Raw genomic sequence first — 24,606 nt, forward strand, 5'->3', positions numbered from 1 at the left:
CTCAGTATGATCTTCATGCGCCATACTTATGACTCTTATTGATTAGGTCCATGACGATCGGCATGAGATCGCAGCCGCGGATACGGTGCAATCCTCCCTCCGCAGACGAGACCTCATCGAACTGTCTGACACGGTCAACCCGGACGCCGGGACCGCGTATGACGACCGGCACCGGGTCGGCGCTGTGGTCCCTGACAGAGCAGGGCGTGCTGTGGTCGGCGCAGACCACTATCAGGGTGTCGTCGAGACCGAGCAGCGGTTCGAGAGCCGCATCGATAACCTCTATGAAATCCCGTTTCTGGGCGGCGTTTCCGTCGTGACCGGCCTCGTCTGCGCCCTTGATGTTCATAAGGACGAAGTCTTTACGGCCGAGTTCCCCTATCGCTGCCCGCACCTTGGCGCCCACATCGGAGTTGACCGATCCGGTCGTTCCCGGCACCGGGATGTGTTCGAGCCCCACGACCTTCCCGATCCCCACGATCAGGGTGGCCGCCGCGATCACGCTCCCGGAAAGCCCGTAACGTTCGGAGAACTGCGGGAACCTGCCCATCTTTCCAGCGCCTCGGATCAGGAGGTAGTTTGCGGGTGGCAGCCCTTCCTTCATCCGCTGGATGTTGATGGGGTGGTGGTAGAGGATCTTTGCCGACTGGCGGATGAACTCGTTACAGGCGCGGGCGGTCTTTGCGTCGGCGGGGTCGTCGGTGCAGGCCCGGATCTCTGGTGGGCGAACACCCTCCTTCTTTGGGTCGTTCGAGGAGACCTTATCTCCGAGTTCATCCCCGATAAGGGCCAGGGCAGCCCGGTGGCCGGCGCCGGAGTTGAACCGGAACTCAAGACCCAGGGCTGATAGGTCGACGCTATCCTGGATCGCCTCCGCGAGGGGTTTCGTCCCGGAGATCCTCCCTGCCCGCCGGTCGGTGACCAGACCGTTCTCGTCGACGGTGGCGAAGTTGCAGCGGAACCCGATCATCCCGGCGGTCATGTGGATCCCGGTTCCCTCGGCCTCGAGCGGTCCGCGGCCGGTGTAGTGGTCCTGAGGTGGATAGCCGAGCAGCGAAAGGTGGGAGGTGTCGGAACCGGGGCGTATGCCGGGGGATATGGTGTCCATGATCCCGCATATCCCTTCTGCGGCGATCCTGTCGAGAACGGGTGTTCTTGCAGCGGCAAGCGGTGTTTTCCCGTCAAGCGCTTCACAGGGGCGGTCTGAGATCCCGTCCAGTACCAGGAATAGAACCTTCTGGGCAATCATAATGAAGAGATGTAATCTAAAACCTGATTACTTTACTCTTGCCGGTGGCCCATCCCCGGTTGTGGCAAAATAAGGTGAGCAGAGGGGCTTATACAGCCGCAATCTGCTCCAGTTTTGATTTTGTGATCTCGACCCGGCGCATCGGGTAGATCGTCTTTACAACCTTGAAGATGTCCCGGGCGAGGTCGCCGGAGACGATGTCCTTTACCAGGGTATCGAAATCGCTCTCTGCTGCCCTTGCGGTGAGTATCTGTGTGACCGCCTGGCGGATGGCGTGGACCTGGCTCTGGTCGGCCCTTGTGAGGGTGAGGCAGACGACCGTAACCCGGAGGAGTTTGCCGTCCTTCGTGAGTAGTGGGAGGATGGTATCGATGCGGGATGTCCGCCGCTTGACCATCGACCGCAGGTAGTCGCGGGTCACTTCGTGCCCGACGAACTCGGTGTAGGCAGCGTCGCCGGCCACGTTGTTGATCTTGAACCTCATCTTGATGTGAGACTTTGAGTAGTCCTGTGCGACCTCACCGAGGGTGGTGGTCATGACGCGACCGATCATGTTCTCGGGGTCGGCCGAGATGGTGTCGCCGATCTCGACTTTGCCAAAGGTCTCTGGTACGTAGACACGGTACCACTTCTTGGCTTTCCAGCCTTCAAGCCTTCTTCCAGCCTGTTTCTTCTTTGCCATGGTATCACTTCTTCTATAGGTTTTTCATCCCTTTTGAGCCTGAATTCACTTCCTGACCCTTTCGTTGCCGCATGCCGGCGTTGCAGACTTCATCTGCTATTGCCAGGTTCATGAGGTAGTCATCCACCGTTGCGATGATCGACCGGAGTCTGGTTCCATCCACCTCTGCACGCACTCCTTCCCCGGTTGCGACCGTCCTGATGAGGGTGAGGTTGTCGGGTTCGAGCGCCGCGGCCACGCACGCGGGGTGGTTGTGCTGCGTCTCGATCACTCCCCTGACCCGGATCATGCGAGGATCGCCTCCAGGAGGTCGTGTCTGAACCGGTCTACCTCAGCGGCGCTGATCCGGGCTCCGGCCCTGTGTCGGTGGCCGCCGCCGTGGCCGCCGGATGCCCGGGCAACCGTCCGCATGAGCGCGTCCAGGTCGAGGTCGACGCCCGGCGGGCAGCGTGCTGAGATTGAGCAGTGGTCGCCGCCCATGCCTATGACGAAGACGGGACCGTCCTGGTCAAGGTCTCGGGCGAGAACATCCGCGACGTCGCTTGCGACGCTCTCGTCGTCCACCTCATAGAGGGCGGCGCGCTCGTCCAGGCGCCGCGCTCCGCGGACGCCCGCGATGACCGACTGCCGGTATCGAGCGGTGATCTCCCGGGCTTCCTGGAGCGCGTGGCTCGAGCGGAGACAGAGTGATGCGCCTATATCGCCTTTCCCGGCCTTCCCACAGGCGTCGACGACGGCGGTGAGGTCACCTGCGTCGTCGATCACCTCGCGGCCAAGGCTGTAGGTGATCCCCCAGAGGCTGCAGAGGGCGGTGACTGATGCTTCCCTGGCTGCTTTGAGGACGATCCGGGATAGGAGCATCTCCATATCGACTTCGTCTTCATCGGTGACCGCTGCGACCAGTGTGCGGGCGGCGTCCGGTTCGCCGGAGAGCCCGGGTAGGTAGGGGTCGATGGAGAGCGCGATCTGTTCGACGAGCCCTCTGCCGGCGAGGAGGAGGCCGCGACCGGGCGTGATGAACCCGTTTGCGATCCCTTCGTTTGCGATCTCCCGGTTCGGGCCCTTGAGGGCCTGGTCGTCGCCGAGGACCCCGAGGAGTGCGAGCCCGGCGAGATCACGGTTGTCCCCCATCTTCTGGGCGACAAGGTATGCGGCGCCGGCCGCTGAGAGGTTCAGGTCGCCGTCGATCCCGGCGAGGTGCGGGTTGACGTGGAGTTCGCCCTCGAAACGGGGCTGGTGGTGGTCGACCACCATCACGTCGTCTGGCAGGTCCGGAAGTGCCGATCCAAAGTCGCATAACAGCACGCTGCAGTCACGCGGTATATCGGCCGCGGTGATGTGGTGGCGGATCCTCAGTCTGAACCGTCCGCCTGCGCGGAACATGGCGTGACAGAGGATGGATGCGGCGGCTATGCCGTCTGCATCGTGGTGTGCCAGCACCTCCACGAACTCCTGTTCGAGCAGGTGGCTGGCCAGGGTTGCAGCAGCGGTGTCAAGCGACATGGGTCGATCAGCGGGTGAGCAGAATCTCCGCGGTCTCCGGTTTGTATGTCCAGTTGGCCGGTAACCGGCCGGTTTTGACGTAGTACTTTACCAGCCTGCGGACCTTGGACTCGGCGATCTGAAGCTGCCTGAGGTTGTGGTAGTCCTTCTTGTTTTCCGCGAGGTGTTTCCTGAGCCTGAGCGCCTTCTGCATCAGGTTCCGGAGGTCCTCGGGGATCTCAGATTCAAGACCGTTTTCACGGAGAATCTCGGTTATACGTTTGCCTGTGGCGAGCTTGACGTCAGGGACGGCGTGTCTGTCACGCAGGACAAGCCCGATCTGGCTGGCCGAGAGGCCATCTTTGCGGAGCTCGATTATGAGTCTCTCGATCTCCGCTACATCCGTGTTTGACCACTCGGGCGCTTCTTTACGATAGGGGCGGACTGAACCGCTGGTTCCCCGACGCCGAGCGTACATTCTTGCCATTCATGCACCTCCGTTAGGTATAACTATGTAAGTCCAGAAAAGAGTCCGTTTCCTGACTAATCTCTGTAATCCCGAGCCCTTGCGGGCAGTGCTTCCGGGAGCACGTCGGACTTACCATAGCCAGCACATACAGTGCTCTACTTTATTTACCTGGAAGAATCTTAAGGGTATCGGCCTCTGCCGGGGCCGGGCGTCGTGGTGGAGCCCAATATTTATCTGCTTTCAGGGCAAGATCTGGTAACACAGATGCGATAGTAGTCTAGCGGTAGGACAGGGGCTTCCCAAGCCTCTAGCCCGGGTTCGATTCCCGGCTATCGCATTCTGTTTTTGGTGTGATCGTTCTGGTGCGAGATGGGCCCTGCATTTACGTCTGTGCCCACGTGGTCTTTACGAGAGATCGCATATCTTTGTATAAAATGAATCAGTGATGTACTGGAAGGATTGAGGCGGAATAAAATCTTCGTTGAATTCCCGTGGGTCCACGGGTCTATCGAATTTATTGATACCTCCAATTTCAATGGCGTATCCCCCCTTTCCTTACCACTGAAATAGGAAGAGTATTCCTCCTCACAGAGTCCGGAGACGTCCCTGAACCTCTCCCGGAGGTTCAGAGGGTGGTCTTCAGTGATCGAGCCTATCACGCACGTTCCAACAATTTTCTTCACGGGGCTGCTGGAGTAGATTACGATCTCTCGGATCCCTTTGTTTTTAAAGATGGTTTTCCGGAACTCGCATCTTTTTGAGCCACAGAGGATTTTATCAGCATATTCTGGTTTAATGGACAGTAAAACTCTCATTGATTCCTCCATTAGTCTTGATCCATTCATACGAGAACTCTGAAAAACCACGTTATGCCCCCCTGAAAAGCAGGGCCATTCTTGTGAATTCTACCCCACCAGAAGTTATGGCAGGGGTTTCTACCCCCGTCGATACCGCGTCGCGACCAGGAAGACTAGCGCCGCCCCGGCCGTCGCCGCCCCGAACCCCGGTGCAGTCGTCGTCGGTACCGGTTCTCCCGTCTCCACTCCAAGCTCCGTGATCACGGCCAGCCAGGCGGTGCTGTTGCCGGAGGAGACGATCTGGATACCCGCCAGGACATAACCGCCATCAGGAACGCTGGCGGCGGCATACACCCGGCTCTCCGGGAACTTCATACTCCAGAGGATGGCGCCGTCAGAATCCGTCCCGAAGGCAAGACCCTCCCCGCTCACTGCATCCGTACCTGCAACCAGATACCCGCCGGCGGGCTGGAGGGCGACAGAGTAACCGGCGAACCCCTCCATGTTCCTGACCCAGACCTCTTCCCCGTCCGAATCAACAACCCCATACCAGTAGTTCCCGGAGTAGACAAACCTGCCATCCCCGGTCTCCTTGAGGTCGAATATGACCGGAACCTGGTAGTTCCTGTACCAGAGGGTGTTACCGTCAGCATCGAGGCGGATGATGAACCCGTCCCCCTTATCGTACGTGAAGGGCGATGACGTCCCCCCGATAAGATACCCGCCATCAGAAGTCACAATCCCGGTGTTCACCGCGGTGCCCGGAAACGTCCGGTTCCAGACAGGTGTCCCGTCCCCATCGGTCTTCACCAGCACCCCCGTCGTCTCGTTCTCAGAGCCCGTCTCGTTCCAGAGCCAGCCAGCGGCAACATACCCGCCATCAGGCGTCTCTGCAACCGACGAGACCTTCATCCCCGGAAGAACCTCCCGCCACTCCTCTTCACCCGCAGCGTTTAGCCTGACCAGGAACGAGGTGCCCTGATATACAGTCCCCCCGTCGCTTGAGACGTTGTATACACCGGCGATAAACCCGCCATCCGCTGTCACCGCAACGGAGGCCGGTGCCATCCCGGGTAACCTTGTCAGCCAGACCTGGTTACCCGTGCCATCGGTCTTCACGAGCATCACGTCCTCCACCCCACCGATGGTTCGTGACAGGGTTGAACCGATGAGGATAAACCCGCCATCCGCGGTGGCTGCAACGGCATCAAACTTGTTCTCGTTCTCCAGCGTAAACGTCGTGTTCCAGACGACCTCTGGAGAGGTCGCAGTTGCAGAGACGACCCCCACCGGCAACACCACCGCAAAGAGCAGTGCTACAAGGATCGCCCCCCGTTGCCAGAAGGCCCGAGATTTTTCTGTCATGGTGATCCATCAGAGGTGGGGCCTGACACACAAAAAGTGTGGTGGTTCGCGCCACCGGCAATCCCTTAATGAACGTGGACTCCCAATAGTTCTAGCACGTGCTCGCGACATTCGACGGAACATGGGTGCACCTGAAGAACGAAGGGCGCACGCTCTACGACCAGGGTGGCTACGGGAGACCGGAGAAAGACGGTCTCTATCTCTCCCTCGAAGAAGCCCTCTACCTCATGGAGCGAAACAAGATCGAGGTGAAAGACCTCGACTTTGACACCCTGCTCGGTCTCTTCGCCGACCGGCCGAACTTCATCCGCAGGTACCTGGTCTACCGCGACATCCGTGAGCGGGGATACGTGATTCAGCCGGGTCCGCACGACTTTCGTGTCTTCCACCGGGGTCATAAACCAGGGTCCGGAAAGTCGCGATACCTGATCCGGGTTCTCTCAGAACGCGATCTCGTCGATTTCGACCGTCTGGATCAGGACGCGCTCGCCGCGGTCAACATGCGAAAACAGTACCTCCTGGCGGTCGTCGACGACGAAGACGAACTGACCTACTACGAGGTACGGCTACAGGACCTCCCGCCGGTCAGCAACCCCCTGGCCTGTGAAGCGCCGGTGGAGGCCAGGCTCCTCGGAACGTACGCCCTTGCCCACCTGCCGCCAGGAAACCAGCTTGAGGAGGAGTGGTATGGCAAGAGACTCGATACCGAACGCCTCCTCTTCCGCCCCGTAGAGTCGATCTACCTGATGCGTAAACGCTGTCTTGAAGTGCTTCACGACGGCGGGCAGATGACCGCAGAGACCCTCCTTGACGTGGTTGCGCAGACAGATCTCGAGATCCACGAGAAAGAACGTGTCTTTTCCGACCTCCGGGACAAAGGCTACATCCCGAGGACGGGCTACAAGTTCGGCCACCACTTCCGTGTCTACTCCGGAAAGAAGAGCCACTCCGAGATGCTTGTCCACGCCGTACCGGCAGGATCGTCCATGCCGATGAGTGCCGTCTCGCGCTCCGTCAGGCTCGCTCACAGCGTCAAAAAGAAGATGTTGTTTGCCTGCGTACATAACACAGGTATCAGGTACGTCGAATTTGCCAGAATAAAACTGTGAGCGTCATTACATGGATTCTGAGATCAACCCGTGGTCAAACAGCCAGACCGTCGATCTGGATCGACTCTTTTCCGAGTTTGGTATCGAGCCTATAGGTGAGGTGGCACGAAACCTTCCAGAGATACCGCCGTTCATCCGCCGGGGTATCGTCGTAGGGCATCGGGATTACAACCTGATCGCCGACGCCATCCGGAACAGAACCCTGTTTCATGTCCTGACCGGGTTCATGCCCTCCGGTCTCCCGCACCTCGGGCACCTGATGGTCATGAAAGAGGTCGTCTGGCACGTGCAGCAGGGCGGGACCGGCTACGTCGCCATCGCCGACCGGGAGGCGCACGCCGTCCGCGGAGTCTCCTGGGAGAAGTGCCGGGAATACGGGAAGGAGTACCTCAAGGCCCTCTACGCCCTCGGGTTCGAGGGCACGACCTACTACCAGAGCCGAAACGATCGTTTGAAGGACCTGGCCTTCGAGGCATCAACCAGGGTAAACTTCTCGGAACTCAATGCAATATACGGGTTTGGCCCGGATACGTCGCTCTCTCACGCCATGAGCGTCGTCACCCAGGTGGCTGACATCCTCTTCCCGCAGGTCGATGCCGGTCCGGCGCCCACGATCGTCCCGGTCGGCCTTGACCAGGACCCGCATCTCCGGCTAACCCGGGACGTGGCCTACAAACTCCGGATGTTCACCGTCGAGGACCGCGGCGAGTATATCAGCGTCCGCTCAAAGAACGCCCCTGTAGGGGCTATCGAGGCGGTTCATCGCGCGTTCCCGGACTCGAAGAAGTATGCGGCCCACGTGGATATACCGGGTCTTACGCAGACCCAGGTGGAAGAGATCGTCCGGCGGATCGAGATCGAGCACGGCGGGTTCGGGTTCTACCGCCCCTCCTCGACCTACCATATCTTCATGCCCGGGCTTCAGGGTGGGAAGATGTCAAGCAGCGTGCCGGGAAGCCTCTTCGGGTTTTATGAATCCGAGTCTTCGGTAAAGAAGAAGGTCATGGCGGCGCTTACCGGCGGGCGGATGACGCTTGAGGAGCAGAGACGTCTTGGCGGCGATCCGGACTCCTGTCCGATCTACCTCCTGAACCTCTTCCACATGCTTGAGGACGATATCGAACTTGCTGACCTGCGCCGCCGCTGCGAGAGCGGTGAACTCACCTGCGGCCAGTGCAAGAAAGAGACCCTGGAACGGGTGCAGGCGTTCCTTGCAGACCTGCGGGACCGGATGGATGCGGTGGAGCACCTTGCAGAGGAGGTCTGATACGGTGGAACTTACGCAGAACGAGAAGAAACTCCTGGTTGCCCTGGCCCCGCTCGGGTCGGCCGATGCGACCACTCTTGCGGAGAGGATGAAGACCCGGCCGGAGGCGGTGGTGCAGTATGCGAACCTCGCCAGTGAGCGGGGGCTTGTTGAGGTCGAGAAACACGTCGCCCTGCGGTATCTGCCGACGGAAGAGGGGCAGGCCTATATCGGGAAGGGTCTTCCCGAGCGGCAGTTGTTCGAGAGTTTCGGAGACGCTATCCCGATGCGAGACCTCCAGAAACACCCGCTTGCAAAGATCGGGATCGGCTGGATGCGCAGGAAGGGCTGGATCACAATCCGCGACGGTGTGGTGCACAGGACCGGTAACGCTCCACCTGGCCCGGACGAGGTCGTGTTTGCCCGGCTTGGAGAGACCGGCGAGGTTCCCGCTGGCGAGGAGGGTCTTCTCGATCTCGTGAAACGCGGTCTCATCCGGGAGGAGGAGGCCGTCAACTACACCATCTCGCTAACACCGGCGGGTAGAGATCTCCTGGCCGCGGGGCTTGATCTCCGGGAGGAGGTCGGGACGCTCACACGGGAGCAGATCCTCTCCGGCGCCTGGGAGAGCCTCCCCCTCCGGCGCTACGACGTCACAAAACTGCCGCGACGCGTCTACCCTGGAAAGACCCACCCCTACCAGCGTCTCATCGACGAGATGCGCCGCGTCCTCTTTGATATGGGGTTTGCCGAGATGTCGGGCGGGATAGTCCAGAGTTCGTTCTGGAACTTCGACGCCCTCTTCCAGCCCCAGGATCACCCGGCGCGGGAGATGCAGGATACCTTCTTCCTGGCCGAACGCTGGCCTCTTCCCGAGGGTTACGAACGCGTCCGCGATATGCACGAGCACGGCGGGGATACCTCGTCCACCGGATGGGGAGGGAGATGGAGCGCCGAGAAGGCGCAGCAGTGCGTCCTCCGGACGCACACAACCGGTCTCTCGATCCAGCACCTGGCGGTGCACCGGGAACCGCCGGTCAAGGCGTTCTGCATCGGCCGGGTTTACCGGCGGGAGGCTATCGACCCCACCCATCTGGCGGAGTTTGAGCAGCTCGAGGGTATAGTGATGGACGAGACCGTGAACTTCCGTCATCTCCTCGGGTTCTTGAAGGAGTTCTACGCGAAGATGGGGTTTGATAAGGTCCGGTTCCGGCCGGGCTACTTCCCCTACACCGAACCCTCCGTGGAGCCTGAGGTCTACGTTGAGGGTCTGGGCTGGGTGGAACTTGGTGGAGCCGGGATCTTTCGTGAAGAGGTGACGGCACCCTTCGGGATCGAGCATCCCGTGCTTGCCTGGGGTCTCGGGATCAGCCGGGTGGCGATGCTAAGGCTCGGGTTGCGTGATCTGCGGCACCTCTACAGGAGCGACGTTGAGTGGATCCGGGAGACGCCCATCTACGGCGGGGGGCGGTGAGAGTGGCGATAATAACGCTCTCCTACAGGTACCTTGAAAGGCTAACCGGGGTTGACCGGGGGACGATCATAGAGCGTCTCCCGATGATCGGGGCTGATATCGAGCGGGTCGAGGAAGATCACGCGGATGTCGAGTTCTTCCCCGACAGGCCTGACCTCTACTCGCCGGAGGGTGTTGCACGGGCGATGCGGGGGTTCCTGGGGATCGAGGTGGGGTTGCCGGTCTACGACGTCCACCCCTCCGGGATAACCTTCTCCGTCGATCCGGGGCTTGCAGATATACGGCCGTGCCTGGGATCGGCGGTGATCCGGAACGTCAACCTTGACGAGGAGTCGATCGAGTCGCTTATGGGTCTCCAGGAGGCCCTCCACTGGGCGGTCGGCCGCGGCCGTGGCAAGGTGGCGATCGGCGTCCATGACCTTGACGCTGTCAGGCCGCCATTCCATTACATCGCCTCGCCCCGGGATCGGTCGTTCGTCCCGCTGGACTTTGAGAGGGAGATGACGATGGAGGAGATCCTGGTCGACCACCCAAAAGGCCGGGATTACGCTCACCTGGTTGAGAACTTCCCGCGGTTCCCGCTGATCGTCGATGCCGACGACCGGGTGCTCTCGTTCCCGCCGATCATCAACGGCGAACTTACGCGGGTAACGACGGCGACAAAGAACATCCTGCTCGACTGCACCGGTACCGACCGTAAGGCGGTGATGACGGCGGTAAACATCATCTGCACAGCACTCGCCGAGGCGGGGGCGAGCATCGAGTCGGTCAGCGTGGATGGGGAAGAGATGCCCACCCTTGCACCGTCGGAGAGGCTGGTCTCGGTCGAGGAGTGTTCCTCGCTCCTCGGGATCCCCCTCACTCCGGGAGAGATGACACGGTTGCTCGGCCGGATGAGGTTTGGCGCGGAACCTGCGGATGATTCACGGATCCGGGTTGAGATCCCATGTTACCGGGCGGACATCCTCCACGACTGGGATATATTTGAGGATGTGGCGATCGCCTACGGGTTTGAGAACTTCGATGCCACACTCCCTGCGGTCTCGACCATAGCAGTGGAGCACCCGGTCACGAGGATCGAGAGGGCGGCGCGGGCGGTGATGACGGGGCTTGGGTATATCGAGATGATCCCGTTCACCCTCACGAACGAGCGGGTGCTGTATACGAACATGCAGCGGCCTCCGTTGCCGGGGACGCTGCGGTTGCTCCACCCGATCAGCGAGGAGCAGACGGTGGTTCGGACTGACCTGTTGCCGCTGTTGATGGAGGCGCTCCTTGCAAACAAGCACCGTGACCTGCCGCAGCGGTTGTTTGCGGTTGGTGATGTGGTGGAGGACTGTCTGACCTACCAGAAGGTTGCGGCGGTCAGCATCCACCCGGCGGCGGACTTCTCGGAGGCGTACGCGGCGGCGGACGTCCTCTGCCGGGAGCTCTCGATCGGTTACAGTGTCAGGGAGTCGGCCGACCCGGCGTTCATCGATGGCCGTCGCGGTGATATAGTTCTCGATGGAAAGGTTGTCGGGGTGTTCGGGGAGATCCATCCGGCGGTGTTGCGGGCGTTCGATCTCGAGCACCCGGTTGCGGCGCTGGCGCTCGATCTCAGAGCCGTACCGGGATACCCCGCTCCGCCAGGTACTCCTTCACCTGGCGGACGGTGAACTCGCCGTAGTGGAAGACGCTTGCCGCGAGGCAGGCGTCGGCCTTCCCCTCTGTAAACCCTTTGTAGAAGTCTTCGAGCGATCCCACGCCGCCGCTTGCGACGACCGGGATCCCGACCGCTTCCGAGATCGCTCTGGTGATCGGGATATCAAACCCCTCCCGGGTACCGTCGGTCTCCATGCTTGTGAGCAGGATCTCGCCGGCCCCACGTTCTTCGGCTTCCATCGCCCATTTTACGGCGTCAAGTCCCGTGGGTCTGCTGCCGCCGTGGGTCACGACCTCATACCAGCACTCCCGGCCGTCGGCGAGGCTGATCGGCGTCTTGCCGGGGGCCATATCGTAGTTGCGCCGGACGTCTATCGCGACGACGATGCACTGGGTGCCGAACTTCTCGGCGCCTTTTGTGATAAGGTCGGGGTCTTTGACGGCGCTTGAGTTGATGCTCACCTTGTCGGCGCCCGCACGGAGGATCTGTTTCATGTCGTCAATGTTCCGGATGCCGCCACCGACGGTGAGCGGGAGGAAGAGGTGGTCTGCCGCCCGCTGGACCACCTCGATGATGGTGCCCCGGTCTTCGCGGGTGGCGGTGATATCAAGGAAGACCACCTCATCGGCGCCCTGCTCGTTGTAGCGTCGGGCGAGTTCCACGGGGTCGCCCGCGTCCTGCAGCCCGACGAAGTGCGTGCCCTTGACGACCCGCCCATCTTTGAGGTCAAGGCAGGGGATGATCCGCTTCGTTAGAACCATGGGTACTGGTTATTGAGCGTGAGTTGATGAGGGTTTTGTTCGGTGGGAGAAATTGTCGCCGGTGGCGTGGGAAGGGGGGGTGTCCTGCAAGCAATATACCGTTTCCGGGCGACACGCCGCGAGTGGGTGATTTACCATGGATGCAGTGCCGGCCGGGAAGAGGGTTTCACCATGTTCTCGCATGAAACTCCGTGGGTATCCCATTTCCATCCCCGTGCACCGCCCCCGGTCAATCGCCACAGACCGCCCGCTCCCATGAGAGGCCGGGAGGCGGGGGCGTTCCGCCCCACCTCCCCCCGGGGGGTGGCGATTCCCTATCGATACAGTCTCCGGGAGAGGCAACCTCCGGATCGTCTTATTCTTCCATGTGCACGGCCATCCGGGCCTATCATCACCCACTCTCTGCCTCCCTCACCCCGTCAGCCCCTCTCCACCCACAACCTTCCCCGTGTAAAACTCCTCTACGTTTAAGTCATCCTGAAGAATACTTTTAGAGACAAACTGGAGGAGCATCCGGGCGGGATAACCGGTCTGGTGATTTTTATATGGAGTCTGGAGATCTTAAGATTGCATGGGCGCGGCAGTACATGCCGGTACTCTCGTCCATCCGGAACCGTTTCGTTGAGGAAAAGCCGTTCTCCGGCATGACAATCGGGATGGCGTTACACGTCGAGGCAAAGACCGCGGTGCTTGTTGAGACACTGGCGGCGGGCGGTGCTGAGGTGCACATCACCGGGTGCAACCCTCTCTCGACCCAGGACGATGTATCCGCCGCGCTCAACACCCGTGAGGGGATCCATTCCTACGCCCGCAGGGGTGTGGGGGTGGACGATTACTACGCGGCCATCGACCGGGTACTCGACGCAAGGCCGGCGATCACAATCGACGACGGCATGGACCTCATCCATCGCATCCACACGGAGCGCCAGGAGGTGCTGGATACGATCATCGGGGGTTGTGAGGAGACCACGACCGGCATCCACCGGCTTCGCGCAATGGCGCGGGATGGAGCGCTCAGGTTCCCGGTCGTCGCCGTCAACGACACCCCCATGAAACACTTCTTCGACAACGTCCACGGCACCGGCGAGAGTTCGCTTGCATCGATCATGATCACCACAAACGTCCTCATTGCCGGGAAACGTCTCGTTGTCGCGGGATACGGCTACTGCGGCCGGGGACTCGCGCAGAAGGCCAGGAGCCTCGGCGCCCGCGTCATCGTGACCGAGGTCGACCCCCGGCGTGCGCTCCAGGCGCACATGGACGGGTTTGACGTCATGACGATGGACCAGGCAGCACCGCTCGGCGACCTCTTCGTCACCACCACCGGGAACACGAGCATCATAACAGAACGTCACTTCCCAAAGATGAAGGAGGGTGCAATCCTTGCAAACGCCGGGCACTTCAACGTGGAGATCGATGTTGACTGGCTCTCCTCCCACGCCGACTCCACCGTCCACCGCGACGGTATCGATACCTACATCCTGGACGGAAAGGCCGTTCACGTCCTCGCCGAGGGAAGACTTGTGAACCTCGCCACCCCGAAGGGTATGGGCCACCCCATCGAGGTTATGGACCTCAGTTTCGCCGTTCAGGCTCTCTCCGCCGAGTACATCGCGAAGCACGGCCGAGAACTCAAACCCGGTGTCCACGACGTCCCCTCTGAGATCGACGAGGAGGTGGCACGACTGAAACTCGATGCACTCGGTCTCTCCATCGACCGGCTGACACCTGAACAGGAGGCCTACATGAACTCCTGGACGGTCGGGACATAACCCGTGCCCTCGATCTTTTTTCCGGTAAACGGGGTCGAAACCTTAACGCCTATCCCCGCCGACCCTTCTTCTCATGTGGCAGGCGCTGGATATCGAGGCCTGGATTGCCGGGCGACGGTCTGACCTTGACCGGGTCAAAAAACCCGTCTCTGAGATCATCGCAAAGGTGCGGGCGGAAGGCGACGCCGCTCTCCTCGACCTGACGAAGAGGTTTGACGGCATCGACCTCGAGGAGATAGCCGTCCCCGAAGAGGAACTGGAAGCGGCCTACGACCGGGTAGATACCCGACTGGTGGAGAGCCTGGTGGAGGCAGAGGCGCGGATAAGCGCGTTCCACGAGTTGCAGCGCGGACGCGACCTCTGGCTCCAGGAGATGGAGCCCGGGATCACCCTCGGCGTCAGGACGACGCCCCTATCCCGTGTGGGGGCATACGTCCCCGGTGGACGTGCGGCATACCCCTCCACCGCCCTTATGTGCACCGTCCCGGCGAAGGTTGCCGGTGTATCTGAGATCTGCTGCTGCACCCCGCCGCCGGTAAACCCGATCACCCTCGTCGCCCTCGATATAGCCGGCGTGGACGAGGTCTACCGTATCGGCGGCGCCCAGGCTATCGCGGCGATGGCCGTCGGGACAGAGACCGTCCCTCGTGTGGAAAAGATCGTCGGCCCCGGGAACGTCTACGTCACCGCCGCGAAGATGCTCCTCCGGGACGAGGTCGAGATCGACTTCCCCGCGGGTCCAAGCGAGATCGCCGTCCTCGCCGATGAAACGGCCAACCCGACCTTCATCGCCGCCGATATCCTGGCCCAGGCCGAGCACGACCCCAACGCCGCCTGCGTCCTTGTGACCACCCACCCGGATCTCGCCGATCTCGTCGGCGCTGAGGTGGACCGGATGGTCGCCGGGTCAGAACGCCACGAGATCATCAGAAAAGCGCTTGAGAACTCGGGCTACGTCCTGGTCAGGGACCTCGACGAGGGTGTGGCGACGATCGATGCGATCGCTCCCGAGCACCTCTCGATCCAGGTCTCCGACCCGCTCGCCGTCTTAAACCGCGTCAGGAACGCCGGGTCGATCTTCGTCGGGCCATACGCCGCGGTGGCCTGCGGTGACTACGCCTCCGGGACAAACCACGTCCTCCCCACAGCGGGCTACGCTGCCATATACTCGGGGCTCGATCTCAACCACTTCTGCCGGCGCTCGACCGTCCAGGTGATCAGCCGCGAGGGGCTTTTAGCCATCGCTGACGTTGTGGAGACGATCGCCGACGCCGAAGGGCTCCACGCCCACGCGGAGTCGGTGCGGGTTCGGAGAAGAAGGTGAGCTGGCGCAAGCCTCCTCTGATAGGGTCTTGCCGGTTCTGCATGTATTTTATCCGCATGGACAGAGGTGATCGTCATGCCGGATGAGAAGCGGAAGGCGGAACTGAAGGTCACCGGGATGCACTGTGCGTCCTGCGCTCTCAACGTGGAGCGTGCTCTAACGGCCAGGGAGGGCGTCCATGACGCCCGTGTCAACCTGGCCACGGAGACCGCCAGCGTCGACTACGACCCTGCAAAGACCACCATCGCCGATCTTGAGCGGGCGGTCACCGATGCCGGTTACGGTGTCCTGAAGAGCACCGCCACCGTCAGGATCGGCGGGATGGTCTGTGCCTCCTGCGCAAGCGTTGTTGAGGCCTCGCTCACCGGTCTCGAGGGCGTCTACGAGGCCAGGGTCAACCTTGCCGCCGATAACGCTCAAATAGTCTACAACCCGGAACTGGTCACGATCGCGGATATCCGGGCCGCCATCGAGGATGCTGGTTACCAGTACCTGGGGCTCGAGGAGGAGATCCCCGCGGACACCGAGGAGAAGATGCGCGAGGAAGACCTCCGCGCCAAGTTCCGGCGGTTCACCATCGGGTTTGCGGTGAGCATCCCGCTGTTTCTGATCATGCTCCTCGGCATACCGGGTATGCTCGCGCTTCCTGTCTCCTTTAACCTGATCCTGCTCATAATCACCCTGCCTGTCTTCGTCTACGTCAGCGCCCCCATCTTTAAGGCGGCCGCTGCGGCGCTCCGTCACCGGGCGCTGACGATGGACGTTATGTACGCGATGGGCATCGGTGTTGCCTACGGTGCAAGCATACTCGGGACATTTGAGGTCCTCCTTACCCCGGAGTTCGTCTTCTACGACACCGCCGTTATGCTGGCCTCGTTTCTCACGCTCGGTCGATACCTCGAGGCCCGGGCAAAGGGGAGGACATCTGATGCAATCAGGAACCTTGTAGGCCTGCGGCCGAAGACCGCGACGGTTATCCGGGACGGCGGGGAGGTCGAGGTCCCGGTGGAGGCGGTTCTCCCCGGCGACATCATCCTTGTCCGGCCAGGGGAGAAGGTGCCTGTGGACGGTGTGGTCGTTGGCGGGGAGAGTTCCGTCGACGAGTCGATGATCACCGGCGAACCCATCCCGGTCGAGAGGCGGGAGGGTGACGAGGTCGTCGGTGGAACCCTGAACGTGAACGGCGTCCTCCGCGTCCGTGCCGAGCGGGTCGGGAAGGATATGGTTCTTGCACAGATCATAAGGCTTGTCCGGGAGGCCCAGGGCTCAAAGCCGTCTGTTGAGCGGATCGCCGACGTCGCGGTCTCCTACTTCATCCCGGCCGTTCTTGCAATCGCCACTGCCGCGTTCCTGGTCTGGTACTTCGTCCTCGATGCCTCGCTCCTCTTCGCTCTCACCGTGCTGATCTCCGTCCTGGTGGTCGCCTGCCCCTGTGCGCTCGGTCTTGCCACCCCGACCGCCGTGACCGTCGGGATCGGCCGTGGCGCAGAACTCGGTCTGCTTATCAGGAACGGCGAGGCGCTCGAGGTCTCAGAGAGGTTGACCACGGTCGTCTTTGACAAGACCGGGACACTCACCCGCGGAAAACCGGACGTCACCGATATCGTTCCGTTCGGGGTTACGGAGGAGAGACTCCTATCTGTCGCTGCGGCGGTCGAGTCAAACTCGGAGCACCCGCTTGCAGCGGCGGTCGTGCGCCGGGCGGAGAGCGCGGGTCTTGTGCTTCCTGCACCGGAGCGGTTCACGGCCTTCGGCGGTCGTGGTGTGAGCGCCCTTGTGGAGGGCGCTGAGGTGCTGATCGGAAACCTGCCCTTCCTCACAGAGCACGGGGTCACCATCCCGCCGGAAGCGCAGGAGAGGATCGCCGCCCTCCAGGACGGCGGGAAGACCGTGGTTCTGGTCGCCGTCGGTGGGGCACTTTGGGGGGTCATCGGTATCGCCGACACCCTCAAACCGACGGCAAAGAGCGCGGTTTCGGAACTGAAGAGGATGGGACTTACCGTGATGATGCTCACCGGCGACAACGAGCGGACGGCAACCGCGATCGCCCGGGAGGTCGGGATCGAGAACGTCCGTGCCGGGGTGTTGCCGCAGGGGAAGGTTGAGGAGGTCCGCGCCCTCCAGCAGCAGGGCGAGGTCGTGGCCTTCGTCGGCGACGGGATCAATGATGCCCCGGCACTTGCGCAGGCGGACGTCGGGATCGCCATCGGGAGCGGGACGGATGTTGCGATAGAGAGCGGGGATATCGTCCTCATCCGCGACGATCTGACCGACGTGGTCGCGGCTATCCAGGTCTCCCGGAAGGTGATCTCCCGGATCAGGCAGAACCTCTTCTGGGCGTTCGCCTACAACGCCGCCCTGATACCTCTTGCCGCGGGTCTGCTCTACCCCTTCTTCGGTGTCACCTTCCGCCCGGAACTTGCGGCGCTTGCGATGGCGCTGTCCTCGGTGACGGTCGTCTCGCTATCCCTGATGCTCAAGACTTATATACCTCCGGTGAAGAGATTGGAGGTTGATACAGATGGCAATTGATCCGGTATGCAAGATGGAGGTCAATGAGGCGACCGCCAGGTTCAAGACCGAGTATAAGGGCAGGACTTACTACTTCTGCGCCCCCGGGTGCAAGAAACTCTTCGAGCGCGACCCGGAGGCCTACCTGAAGAACTCGTGATCCTTTTCTGGCGGGGGCGCTATCAGAACCTGTAGACCGCGCCCCCGCACCTTCCACCATGCCGCCCCTCTCCGGGGGCAAGGTCGGTGGTATCGTCGCAGACCCCGCGGAGGAGGGCGCTTGCGTTATCGGCGAAGTGGACTGCCCAGGCCTCCGGGGTCCGGGGCTGGATCTCGCCGTGGGGGCCGTGGTGCGACATGATGATGTGGAGGATGTGCGCGAACCGTGCAGGGTCGACCCCGTCGGCGTGCTGCATGACCGCAGCGGCCCCGATCGCGGTGTGCCCGATGAGGGTGTACTCGGGGAGGGTGACAAACGAGAAACCCTGACGCCGGAAACAGGAGGCTTTCCCGACGTCGTGGAGGAGGGCGCCGGCGAGGAGGACGTCGGTATCCATCGTCACCCGCCTGACGTTCCCGGCCAGTGCAAATGCGTTCTCCGCGGTCTCGAGGGTGTGCTCGGCAAGTCCGCCGGTGCAGGCGTGGTGGCGTGATTTCGCCGCCGGGGCTTCGAAGAACCCCGGTGTCTCCTCGAGAACCCGGCCGACGAGCGACGAGATGCCGGCGTCCCTGATCATCGCGGCCATGCGTGCCAGACCCTGGCGGACGGCGGCGGTGTCTACGGGGGCGTAGACAAAGAGGGAGGGGTCGACCCCCTCCAGGGGCAGGGGCTCTGCCAGTGAGAAGATGCCCTCGTTGACGTTGACCTCGCACGTGCCGTTGTAGACCTTCGCGTAGCCCGCGATACGGTAGACCTCTCCCTGCCTGATCCCGTGGTAGAACGCCTCTATCTCTTCGGCGCTCTGGTTCCCCGTCCCCCAGACCTTGCAGGTTCCACGACCGCTGCGGTCGGATATGGTGAGGTGGATGTACTTCCCGCCGTCCTTCTTCTCCCGGATCTCTGCCGAATCCACAACGAATGGTGCGTCGACCGGGACACCGCCGGTTATATCCCCGACAAAGACCTTCTTCTCGATCACAGTGGCCAGCTCTCCTGAGAGAATCTTCTATCCCGGACGGAACATAAAGCCCGGTGGTCTGTTCGCCGGCGAGGCTCAGGCCGACCCCGCCTGACCCTTCTGCCGGGCGTAACGTTCGGCAAGCGAGTTCAGCGTCTCGATCTCGTCCAGACTCTTGTCTTCACGCACCCGGACAAACCGGGGGAACCGGAGGGCATACCCGCTCTCATAGTTCGGGCTTGTCTGGATCTCGGAGTAACCGACCTCGAAGACCACACCGGGCTCGAGCCTGACCTCTTTTCCAGATCTGGCAATCACCCTGTCCTTGAAGAGGTCATAGAGGTCTGCCAGAACGTCGTCTGTGATCCCGGTCGCCACCTTCCCGACGGGGAGGAGGCGGCCCGTTTCGTCCTGGACGGCGAGCAGGAACGACCCGAACATCCCGCCCCTCCGGCCCTCGCCCCACTCGGCGCCGATAACGGCAAGGTCGAGTGTCTCGACCCCGGGTTTCACCTTCACCCAGAGTCGGCCGCGGACACCCGGGGTGTAGGGGGCGTCCAGGACCTTCACCATAATACCCTCGTGCCCGAGGTCCAGGGCCCCGGCGTAGATCTCTTCTGCCCGGGCGGGGTCGTCGGTCCTGAACTGTGGGGCAACGTGGGCGTTAAGGGTCTTCTCGAGGTTTTCCCGCCGCTCTGAGAAGGGCCGGTCGACCAGCGACTCGCCGTCCAGGTAGAGGATATCGAAGACCTGGGGGACGAGTTCTATCTGCTCCATCATCGAGTCGATCTCGTGTTTCCGCCGGAACCGCCGGATCACGTACTGGAAGGGCATGGGTCTCCCATCGCGGACGGCGATCGCCTCGCCGTCCAGGATGACGTCATGGTCGGTGGCCTCCATGAGGTGGCGTGCGATGTCGGGGATGCTCTCCGTGACGTCTTCCAGTTTCCGTGAGTAGATCCTGTAACTGTCGCCGACCTTGTGGAACTGGAACCGGCTGCCGTCGTATTTGTACTCGACCGCCACGGTGCCGTGTTCGGCGATCTGGTCGGCGATGGTGCCCGCCTGCGCAAGCATCATCTTCACCGGCCTGAACGGCCTGATCCTGACGCGGGAGAGTTCTTCAGGGTTCTTCCGGGCGAGGAGGGCGACCTCACCGAGGTCGTTTATCACCTGCTGGGCATGCTCAACAAGGTGAACGTCTACCCCGAAGGCCCGGGCGATGGCGTCGCGGACGTTTCCTTCGCCCATGCCGATCCGGAGTTCTTCGAGCATCAGTCTGGCCAGGTAACGCCCCTCTATAGGGCGGGCGTTGCCAAAGAGTCCCTGCGCAATGCGGAGTTTCTCTCGCTGTGACCGCTGCCCTTCGGCGGCCGCTATCCGTTCAAAACCCTGGTAGACGTCGAGGAGTTCGAGGTCCTGGATGAAGAACGAGGTCTGTTCTTTCTTTGCCAGGAGTTCCTCGACCGCAAGCCCCACGTCGCCTGTCCTGTTGACCGCTTCAAGGACGGTCTCTCGCTTCACGCCGGCGACGTAGGCCACGGCGTCGTAGAGGAGGTTTGGACCCACTCCGAGTTTTTTGGTACTCCAGTCGGGAAAGATCCTGCCCATGATGAACCGGACGAAGATGGGGAGGTCGGTCTCGTCAAGCCCGGGGAGGACAGAGGCGACCGTCTCGATCATCTCCAGGCGCCCGGAGATCCCTTCAAGATGTTCGCATATGCGAGCGAACTCCAGAAACTGCATACCCATATCCCTTCTGTAGTAACTTTCCCGGTGGGGGCCAATCAACCCTTCTGTCCGGTTCTGCACGATTGATGTGGTGGCACTCCCTATACCTTACTCATGCAGCAGGATGAAGAACTCAAGGAGATGTTACGTGACCTCATCTGGCTCAATGCACTGATCGCGACGGAACTGATCCAGATCACGGAGAACACGTCTGAGATCCTCAGGCTGGCGGCCCCGCCGGCGTCATGTATCGCTGAACACACGGCTCTCCGGGCGACGGCGCTCGATATCGCTGACCGTTACCGGCCGGGGACGATGCTCCGGCAGCACGTTGAGAAGCACCGGTGATGGTGGTTGGTATCCCAAACACTCAAGAACCCTATGAACAGATCCATGATCGGTGAGGTCTGATGAAACTCTTGATTGCGATTGCACCGGAGCGGTTCAGGGATGAGGAGCTGGAGGTCCCGCTACGGGCTTTCAGGGAGGCCGGGATCGATGTTGATATAGCCTCAACGGTCACCGGCAGGTGCAGGGGTATGCTCGGAGGCACGGCGACGGCGTCCCTGACGTTTGATGACGTCAACCCTGACGACTACGCCGGGATCGTGGTGGTGGGCGGAAGCGGTTCTCCGGACTACCTCTGGGGGAACCGGAAACTCCAGAGCCTTGTTCGGTCGTTCTTTGAGCAGGGCAGGGTTGTCGCTGCCATCTGTCTCTCGCCGGTAGTGCTTGCGCGGGCCGGGATCCTGGCCGGGCGGCAGGCGACGGTCTACCCGAGCCCGGACGCCATAAAGGAGATGAAGAAGGCAGGGGCAAACCTCGTCAACGTCCCGGTAGTCGCCGATATGCAGGTTGTAACCGGGAACGGCCCTGAGGCTGCCGCACAGTTCGCCGACGCCGTTATAGACAAACTGGAGTGCTGAGTAAAGCGGCGTTGTTTGGGGGTATCTCTCACGGGAAGAGGATCCAGGTGACACGATGAGGGATGGGCGGGGTGATTCACCATAAATACAGTGCCAGGATGAGACTCTCACCTGGTGGTTCGCCGGAATCATCTCTCCCTGGCCCGGCCTTCGGTGGGCCGATCGCTTCCCCCCTCTCGCACCCCGACTCAGAAATCAAAAAGCGTCTTTTGCGTTCTGAGTTCGGGGATGAGTTGGCTGTAGGGCTGCCAGTGGGTAAACCCGATCAGCCTTGAGGCCAGGTCGACCGCCTCTTCGAGGCTGGCGCACGGCGTTCCCGGGCCATGCATCGCGTTTCTTGTAGCTTCCCGGATGACCCAGGTGCCGAGCGGTGCCCAGTAGTCGCCTGTGACGTGCCGGAGAACCAGAACCCGTGCGGAACGCTGCACGCCGTCCAGGTACTCCGCAACCGCGAGGCGTGCCGAGTAGTAGGCCCCCGCGATCGGCGAGTAACCGGATTTTGTCAGACCCTCGCCGTCGCGGGCGATCGTCTCGTTCCCCTGCCCCCAGAGCGACTGTCTGCCCCAGACCTCGATCATCTCAAACTTCCAGTCGCCCGGGACCAGGATGCAGACGATATGGTTGCCATACAACGATGCCGAGAAGACCCTGATCCCGTCGAGCGGCGGGTAACGCACAATCTTCTTCTTGAGGCGCTTTGAGACGGTGTCATCGACCGCCGTGATCGCCCAGCGCGTCGGGACGATATGCCGTTTCTTCTCGCTTCCAAGCAGTCCGGCGGTGAGGAGCTGGGTTATCCGGTATACATCCGTCCCGGAGGAGTGGAGGAGGTCGCACGCCTCTGTCGCGGATAGGTCGGTGTCCGATGTCACCCGGTCGACCCGCCTCTCCACCTGCGGGTTATCCAGGACGTCCAGGTGCCGGATGGCGCCGGTGAGACCTATGGGTGCGATCGTCCCGTCGAACCGGAGGTCGAAGGTGACGGGTTTTACAAACTGTGCCTCAACATCGAGCGGTCTGCTCGAGAGCGCTATCTCCTGGATGCTCCCGGCAACGCTCTTTGAATCGCCGGCACCGCGGATCGTCCGCGCCCGCAACCCGACTATATCATCGATCCGGAGCCCCCGTGCCACCCAGTCCGGCGGGTTGTCGGTGTCGTCGATCATCAGCGGCCCCGCCGCAACCTTCGGGTAAGCGTAACTCCCGACAAAGACCGATGGCGCCGTGCCCTGGTAGTGGTCGCTCGGCCTGACCTGGAGCCTGGCGTAGAACCGGCTCATGACGGGGCACCTCTCAAGCCCGCAGAGCCCTTTCCCCTTACACTCGGCACATTGTATCATTCAGCGCTTCCGGAGGTCCAGGACGACCCGCACCCTCCCCTCGATCTCGTGCAGAGTCTCCTCTACCCAGTCTTCCCAGGTCGACGCCTGGAGGTCTCTTCTCTCCGCAATCTCCCGGCCGAGATCGTCGTCCCGGCCGTCGATAACCTCGACCACCACCGAGCCCGGGGCATAGCCGGGTTCCACGATGGCGTCGGCGTCCCCATCGATCACGCCGAAGACCGGGATCCCGGCATGGGAACAGATGTGCCCGCAGACGGCGGTGGTGTCGTCGCCGACGGCAAGCACGCCGCAGACGTCGTTCCCGATCGCCTTATAGAGGGTGTGGCCACAGTGGTCGACGACCGCCACCGTGCCCCCGCGGGAGACCCGACCGCCCCGCTGTGGGGGTGCGGACCGCACCGCCCCGCTCTTGCACCAGGCCCTGGTGATCTCCGGGATACCGGAGCGGAGGAGTTTCTCAAACCCGTGGGGCTTTGGATCGAGACCGGAGACCACCTTCAGCGAACCGTTCTCCATCGCGATGACGACCGTATCCGCGGTTGCCGTCCCGACGACGATCCCGTTGACAAAGACCGCCTCCCCCGGTATGCACCCCCGGATCTCCCGGCGATTCTCCTGCGGTTCCGTGGTGCTCCTCGCGTTAACCAGGTCGTAGCCCGTCCGGAGCGCGATCACCTCAGCGAGAGCGGTATCGCCGCGGTTCCAGCAGTAGACGGTGCCGCTTGAGGTCTCGACGTGGACGAGTCCCGGGAGTCTCCCGGCAACGATCTCACCAAAGATCCGCCCGGACGCCGGGGTCTTCCCCCGGTTGAGCAGGAACGCGGGATCCCGGAGACCCGAAAGCACACTGCTCGGGGGGTCGTCCATGCAGGCGACGGGGAGTCCGGACTCCTCGGCGGCGGTCCTCGCCATCACACCGGCGACGAGCACCCGTCGGGGGCGAAAGAGCGCGATAAACCGCTCGACATCCCCGGCGTCGAAGGCCGCGGGGCCATGCACCACCATGACCGCGTTCATTGGAGTGATCTGGGACTTTGCGGGGTATCAGGTTATCGTCCCGATGTGTTCTGGGTGGGGAGGAAGGGTATCAGGGCGCTGGCGAGCTTTGCAATGTCCATCGACTGCAGCACGACCTGCCCTGGCCCCGTAAGGGTGGTCAGGAAGAGTCCCTCGCCTCCGAAGAGGACGGTCTTTACCCCGCCGGCAAGCGCGATGCTGTAGTCGACGGTGCTATCGAACCCGACGACGAGCCCGGTCTCCACCTTGACCACCTCGCCGGGCGCAAGCGTCATCTCCTTGATGTCGCCGCAGCAGTGGAGGAACGCCTTTCCGCTGCCGGAGAGTCGCTGGAGGATGAACCCTTCCCCGCCGAACGCCCCCGAGCGGAGCCTCTTTGTGAAGGCTATATCCAGGTCGACCCCCGGTTCAGAGCAGAGGAACGCGTCCTTCTGGGCGAGGAACTCTCTCCCGTCAAGGTCGAGGGCGAAGATCTTCCCCGGGACGTTCCCTGCGAAGGTGACAAAACCCTCTCCTTTCTCGGGGGTGAACGTGGTCATGAAGAGGCTCTCCCCGGTCACCACCCGCTTGAGACCCTTGAAGAGC

Annotated in this window: 23 protein-coding genes and 1 tRNA gene; 11 read left to right on the forward strand and 13 right to left on the reverse strand. The window is 62.0% G+C overall.

Annotation, left to right across the window (positions count from 1 at the left end; genetic code table 11):
* Positions 1-13 precede the first annotated feature (13 nt).
* The 5 genes from QMC91_RS05615 to QMC91_RS05635 form a co-directional block, all read right to left on the reverse strand.
* Positions 14-1,249: a 2,3-bisphosphoglycerate-independent phosphoglycerate mutase gene (locus tag QMC91_RS05615; protein WP_300236598.1), complete on the reverse strand. Its 1,236-nt coding sequence runs from the start codon at positions 1,247-1,249 to the stop codon at positions 14-16.
* Between the two features lie 88 nt (positions 1,250-1,337).
* A complete protein-coding gene (locus QMC91_RS05620; protein ID WP_300236601.1) occupies positions 1,338-1,931 on the reverse strand; it encodes a 30S ribosomal protein S3ae in 594 nt (197 codons plus the stop codon).
* A 13-nt stretch (positions 1,932-1,944) separates the two neighbouring features.
* Positions 1,945-2,220 carry a KEOPS complex subunit Pcc1 gene (locus QMC91_RS05625; RefSeq protein WP_300236605.1) on the reverse strand — a complete coding sequence of 92 codons (276 nt, stop codon included), beginning with the start codon at positions 2,218-2,220 and terminating at the stop codon, positions 1,945-1,947.
* Complete coding sequence (locus QMC91_RS05630) at positions 2,217-3,434, reverse strand: DHHA1 domain-containing protein (protein WP_300236608.1); 1,218 nt, start codon at positions 3,432-3,434, stop codon at positions 2,217-2,219. The genes QMC91_RS05625 and QMC91_RS05630 overlap by 4 nt, the downstream gene beginning before the upstream one ends.
* Before the next feature lie 7 nt (positions 3,435-3,441).
* Positions 3,442-3,900, reverse strand: a complete 459-nt coding sequence (locus tag QMC91_RS05635; protein ID WP_300236611.1) for a 30S ribosomal protein S15 — start codon at positions 3,898-3,900, stop codon at positions 3,442-3,444.
* Positions 3,901-4,148: 248 nt separating this feature from the next.
* Here QMC91_RS05635 and QMC91_RS05640 point away from each other — a divergent pair.
* Positions 4,149-4,219, forward strand: a tRNA-Gly gene (locus QMC91_RS05640).
* Here QMC91_RS05640 and QMC91_RS05645 read toward each other — a convergent pair.
* Together QMC91_RS05645 and QMC91_RS05650 are read right to left on the reverse strand one after the other, a co-directional pair.
* Entirely contained in the window at positions 4,212-4,727 is a 516-nt protein-coding gene (locus QMC91_RS05645; protein WP_300236614.1) for an ASCH domain-containing protein, read from the reverse strand. The genes QMC91_RS05640 and QMC91_RS05645 overlap by 8 nt on opposite strands.
* Before the next feature lie 90 nt (positions 4,728-4,817).
* Positions 4,818-6,044, reverse strand: a complete 1,227-nt coding sequence (locus QMC91_RS05650; protein WP_300236617.1) for a hypothetical protein — start codon at positions 6,042-6,044, stop codon at positions 4,818-4,820.
* Between the two features lie 98 nt (positions 6,045-6,142).
* On the opposite strand from QMC91_RS05650, the gene endA reads away from it, so the two are divergent.
* Genes endA through pheT form a run of 4 tightly spaced genes read left to right on the forward strand, consistent with a single transcriptional unit; the run spans position 6,143 to position 11,531 of the window.
* Positions 6,143-7,153 (forward strand): tRNA-intron lyase, encoded by a 1,011-nt coding sequence (endA, locus tag QMC91_RS05655; RefSeq protein WP_300236620.1) that lies wholly within the window; start codon positions 6,143-6,145, stop codon positions 7,151-7,153.
* 10 nt (positions 7,154-7,163) lie between these two features.
* Positions 7,164-8,420, forward strand: coding sequence for a tryptophan--tRNA ligase (locus QMC91_RS05660; RefSeq protein ID WP_300236624.1), 1,257 nt, complete (start codon positions 7,164-7,166; stop codon positions 8,418-8,420).
* A 4-nt stretch (positions 8,421-8,424) separates the two neighbouring features.
* Positions 8,425-9,873, forward strand: a complete 1,449-nt coding sequence (locus tag QMC91_RS05665) for a phenylalanine--tRNA ligase subunit alpha (protein WP_300236627.1) — start codon at positions 8,425-8,427, stop codon at positions 9,871-9,873.
* A gap of 2 nt (positions 9,874-9,875) precedes the next feature.
* The gene (pheT, locus tag QMC91_RS05670; protein ID WP_300236630.1) at positions 9,876-11,531 is read left to right on the forward strand and encodes a phenylalanine--tRNA ligase subunit beta; all 1,656 of its coding nucleotides are present in this window, start codon (positions 9,876-9,878) and stop codon (positions 11,529-11,531) included.
* Here pheT and hisF read toward each other — a convergent pair.
* Entirely contained in the window at positions 11,473-12,279 is an 807-nt protein-coding gene (gene hisF / locus QMC91_RS05675; RefSeq protein ID WP_300236633.1) for an imidazole glycerol phosphate synthase subunit HisF, read from the reverse strand. The genes pheT and hisF overlap by 59 nt on opposite strands.
* A gap of 545 nt (positions 12,280-12,824) precedes the next feature.
* On the opposite strand from hisF, the gene QMC91_RS05680 reads away from it, so the two are divergent.
* The 4 genes from QMC91_RS05680 (at position 12,825) to QMC91_RS05695 (ending at position 18,046) form a co-directional block, all read left to right on the forward strand.
* Entirely contained in the window at positions 12,825-14,051 is a 1,227-nt protein-coding gene (locus tag QMC91_RS05680; RefSeq protein WP_300236636.1) for an adenosylhomocysteinase, read from the forward strand.
* 73 nt (positions 14,052-14,124) lie between these two features.
* Positions 14,125-15,375 (forward strand): histidinol dehydrogenase, encoded by a 1,251-nt coding sequence (gene hisD, locus QMC91_RS05685; protein ID WP_300236638.1) that lies wholly within the window; start codon positions 14,125-14,127, stop codon positions 15,373-15,375.
* A gap of 75 nt (positions 15,376-15,450) precedes the next feature.
* A complete protein-coding gene (locus QMC91_RS05690) occupies positions 15,451-17,907 on the forward strand; it encodes a heavy metal translocating P-type ATPase (RefSeq protein WP_300236640.1) in 2,457 nt (818 codons plus the stop codon).
* Positions 17,897-18,046 (forward strand): YHS domain-containing protein, encoded by a 150-nt coding sequence (locus QMC91_RS05695; protein WP_300236642.1) that lies wholly within the window; start codon positions 17,897-17,899, stop codon positions 18,044-18,046. The genes QMC91_RS05690 and QMC91_RS05695 overlap by 11 nt, the downstream gene beginning before the upstream one ends.
* Positions 18,047-18,068: 22 nt before the next feature.
* On the opposite strand, the gene QMC91_RS05700 is transcribed toward QMC91_RS05695, so the two are convergent.
* Positions 18,069-19,025 carry an HD domain-containing protein gene (locus QMC91_RS05700; RefSeq protein WP_300236644.1) on the reverse strand — a complete coding sequence of 319 codons (957 nt, stop codon included), beginning with the start codon at positions 19,023-19,025 and terminating at the stop codon, positions 18,069-18,071.
* A 75-nt stretch (positions 19,026-19,100) separates the two neighbouring features.
* On the reverse strand, positions 19,101-20,750 hold the full coding sequence (locus QMC91_RS05705; protein ID WP_300236646.1) for an ATP-dependent DNA ligase: 1,650 nt from the start codon (positions 20,748-20,750) through the stop codon (positions 19,101-19,103).
* 99 nt (positions 20,751-20,849) lie between these two features.
* Between QMC91_RS05705 and QMC91_RS05710 the strand changes: the two genes are divergently transcribed.
* Both QMC91_RS05710 and QMC91_RS05715 read left to right on the forward strand, forming a co-directional pair.
* Positions 20,850-21,083, forward strand: coding sequence for a hypothetical protein (locus QMC91_RS05710; protein WP_300236648.1), 234 nt, complete (start codon positions 20,850-20,852; stop codon positions 21,081-21,083).
* Between the two features lie 62 nt (positions 21,084-21,145).
* On the forward strand, positions 21,146-21,661 hold the full coding sequence (locus QMC91_RS05715; protein ID WP_300236650.1) for a DJ-1/PfpI/YhbO family deglycase/protease: 516 nt from the start codon (positions 21,146-21,148) through the stop codon (positions 21,659-21,661).
* Positions 21,662-21,849: 188 nt separating this feature from the next.
* On the opposite strand, the gene QMC91_RS05720 is transcribed toward QMC91_RS05715, so the two are convergent.
* The 3 genes from QMC91_RS05720 to QMC91_RS05730 all read right to left on the reverse strand — a co-directional run.
* Positions 21,850-23,001 (reverse strand): hypothetical protein, encoded by a 1,152-nt coding sequence (locus QMC91_RS05720; RefSeq protein ID WP_300236652.1) that lies wholly within the window; start codon positions 22,999-23,001, stop codon positions 21,850-21,852.
* Positions 23,002-24,021, reverse strand: coding sequence for a DUF2117 domain-containing protein (locus QMC91_RS05725; protein WP_300236654.1), 1,020 nt, complete (start codon positions 24,019-24,021; stop codon positions 23,002-23,004).
* A gap of 32 nt (positions 24,022-24,053) precedes the next feature.
* Positions 24,054-24,606, reverse strand: a 553-nt coding sequence (locus tag QMC91_RS05730) for a TIGR00266 family protein (protein ID WP_300236656.1), incomplete at its 5' end; no start/stop codon positions are given.

Source organism: Methanoculleus sp. (genome assembly GCF_030019085.1).
Lineage (GTDB): Archaea > Halobacteriota > Methanomicrobia > Methanomicrobiales > Methanoculleaceae > Methanoculleus.

Bases quoted from the DNA above. Each gene is read 5' to 3' on its own strand.
- QMC91_RS05615 (WP_300236598.1), bottom strand. From the start codon at position 1,249: ATGATTGCCCAGAAGGTTCTATTCCTGGTACTGGACGGGATCTCAGAC.
- QMC91_RS05620 (WP_300236601.1), bottom strand. From the start codon at position 1,931: ATGGCAAAGAAGAAACAGGCTGGAAGAAGGCTTGAAGGCTGGAAAGCC.
- QMC91_RS05625 (WP_300236605.1), bottom strand. From the start codon at position 2,220: ATGATCCGGGTCAGGGGAGTGATCGAGACGCAGCACAACCACCCCGCG.
- QMC91_RS05630 (WP_300236608.1), bottom strand. From the start codon at position 3,434: ATGTCGCTTGACACCGCTGCTGCAACCCTGGCCAGCCACCTGCTCGAA.
- QMC91_RS05635 (WP_300236611.1), bottom strand. From the start codon at position 3,900: ATGGCAAGAATGTACGCTCGGCGTCGGGGAACCAGCGGTTCAGTCCGC.
- QMC91_RS05645 (WP_300236614.1), bottom strand. From the start codon at position 4,727: ATGAATGGATCAAGACTAATGGAGGAATCAATGAGAGTTTTACTGTCC.
- QMC91_RS05650 (WP_300236617.1), bottom strand. From the start codon at position 6,044: ATGACAGAAAAATCTCGGGCCTTCTGGCAACGGGGGGCGATCCTTGTA.
- QMC91_RS05660 (WP_300236624.1), top strand. From the start codon at position 7,164: ATGGATTCTGAGATCAACCCGTGGTCAAACAGCCAGACCGTCGATCTG.
- hisF (WP_300236633.1), bottom strand. From the start codon at position 12,279: ATGGTTCTAACGAAGCGGATCATCCCCTGCCTTGACCTCAAAGATGGG.
- QMC91_RS05680 (WP_300236636.1), top strand. From the start codon at position 12,825: ATGGAGTCTGGAGATCTTAAGATTGCATGGGCGCGGCAGTACATGCCG.
- hisD (WP_300236638.1), top strand. From the start codon at position 14,125: ATGTGGCAGGCGCTGGATATCGAGGCCTGGATTGCCGGGCGACGGTCT.
- QMC91_RS05690 (WP_300236640.1), top strand. From the start codon at position 15,451: ATGCCGGATGAGAAGCGGAAGGCGGAACTGAAGGTCACCGGGATGCAC.
- QMC91_RS05695 (WP_300236642.1), top strand. From the start codon at position 17,897: ATGGCAATTGATCCGGTATGCAAGATGGAGGTCAATGAGGCGACCGCC.
- QMC91_RS05705 (WP_300236646.1), bottom strand. From the start codon at position 20,750: ATGCAGTTTCTGGAGTTCGCTCGCATATGCGAACATCTTGAAGGGATC.
- QMC91_RS05710 (WP_300236648.1), top strand. From the start codon at position 20,850: ATGCAGCAGGATGAAGAACTCAAGGAGATGTTACGTGACCTCATCTGG.
- QMC91_RS05715 (WP_300236650.1), top strand. From the start codon at position 21,146: ATGAAACTCTTGATTGCGATTGCACCGGAGCGGTTCAGGGATGAGGAG.
- QMC91_RS05720 (WP_300236652.1), bottom strand. From the start codon at position 23,001: ATGATACAATGTGCCGAGTGTAAGGGGAAAGGGCTCTGCGGGCTTGAG.
- QMC91_RS05725 (WP_300236654.1), bottom strand. From the start codon at position 24,021: ATGAACGCGGTCATGGTGGTGCATGGCCCCGCGGCCTTCGACGCCGGG.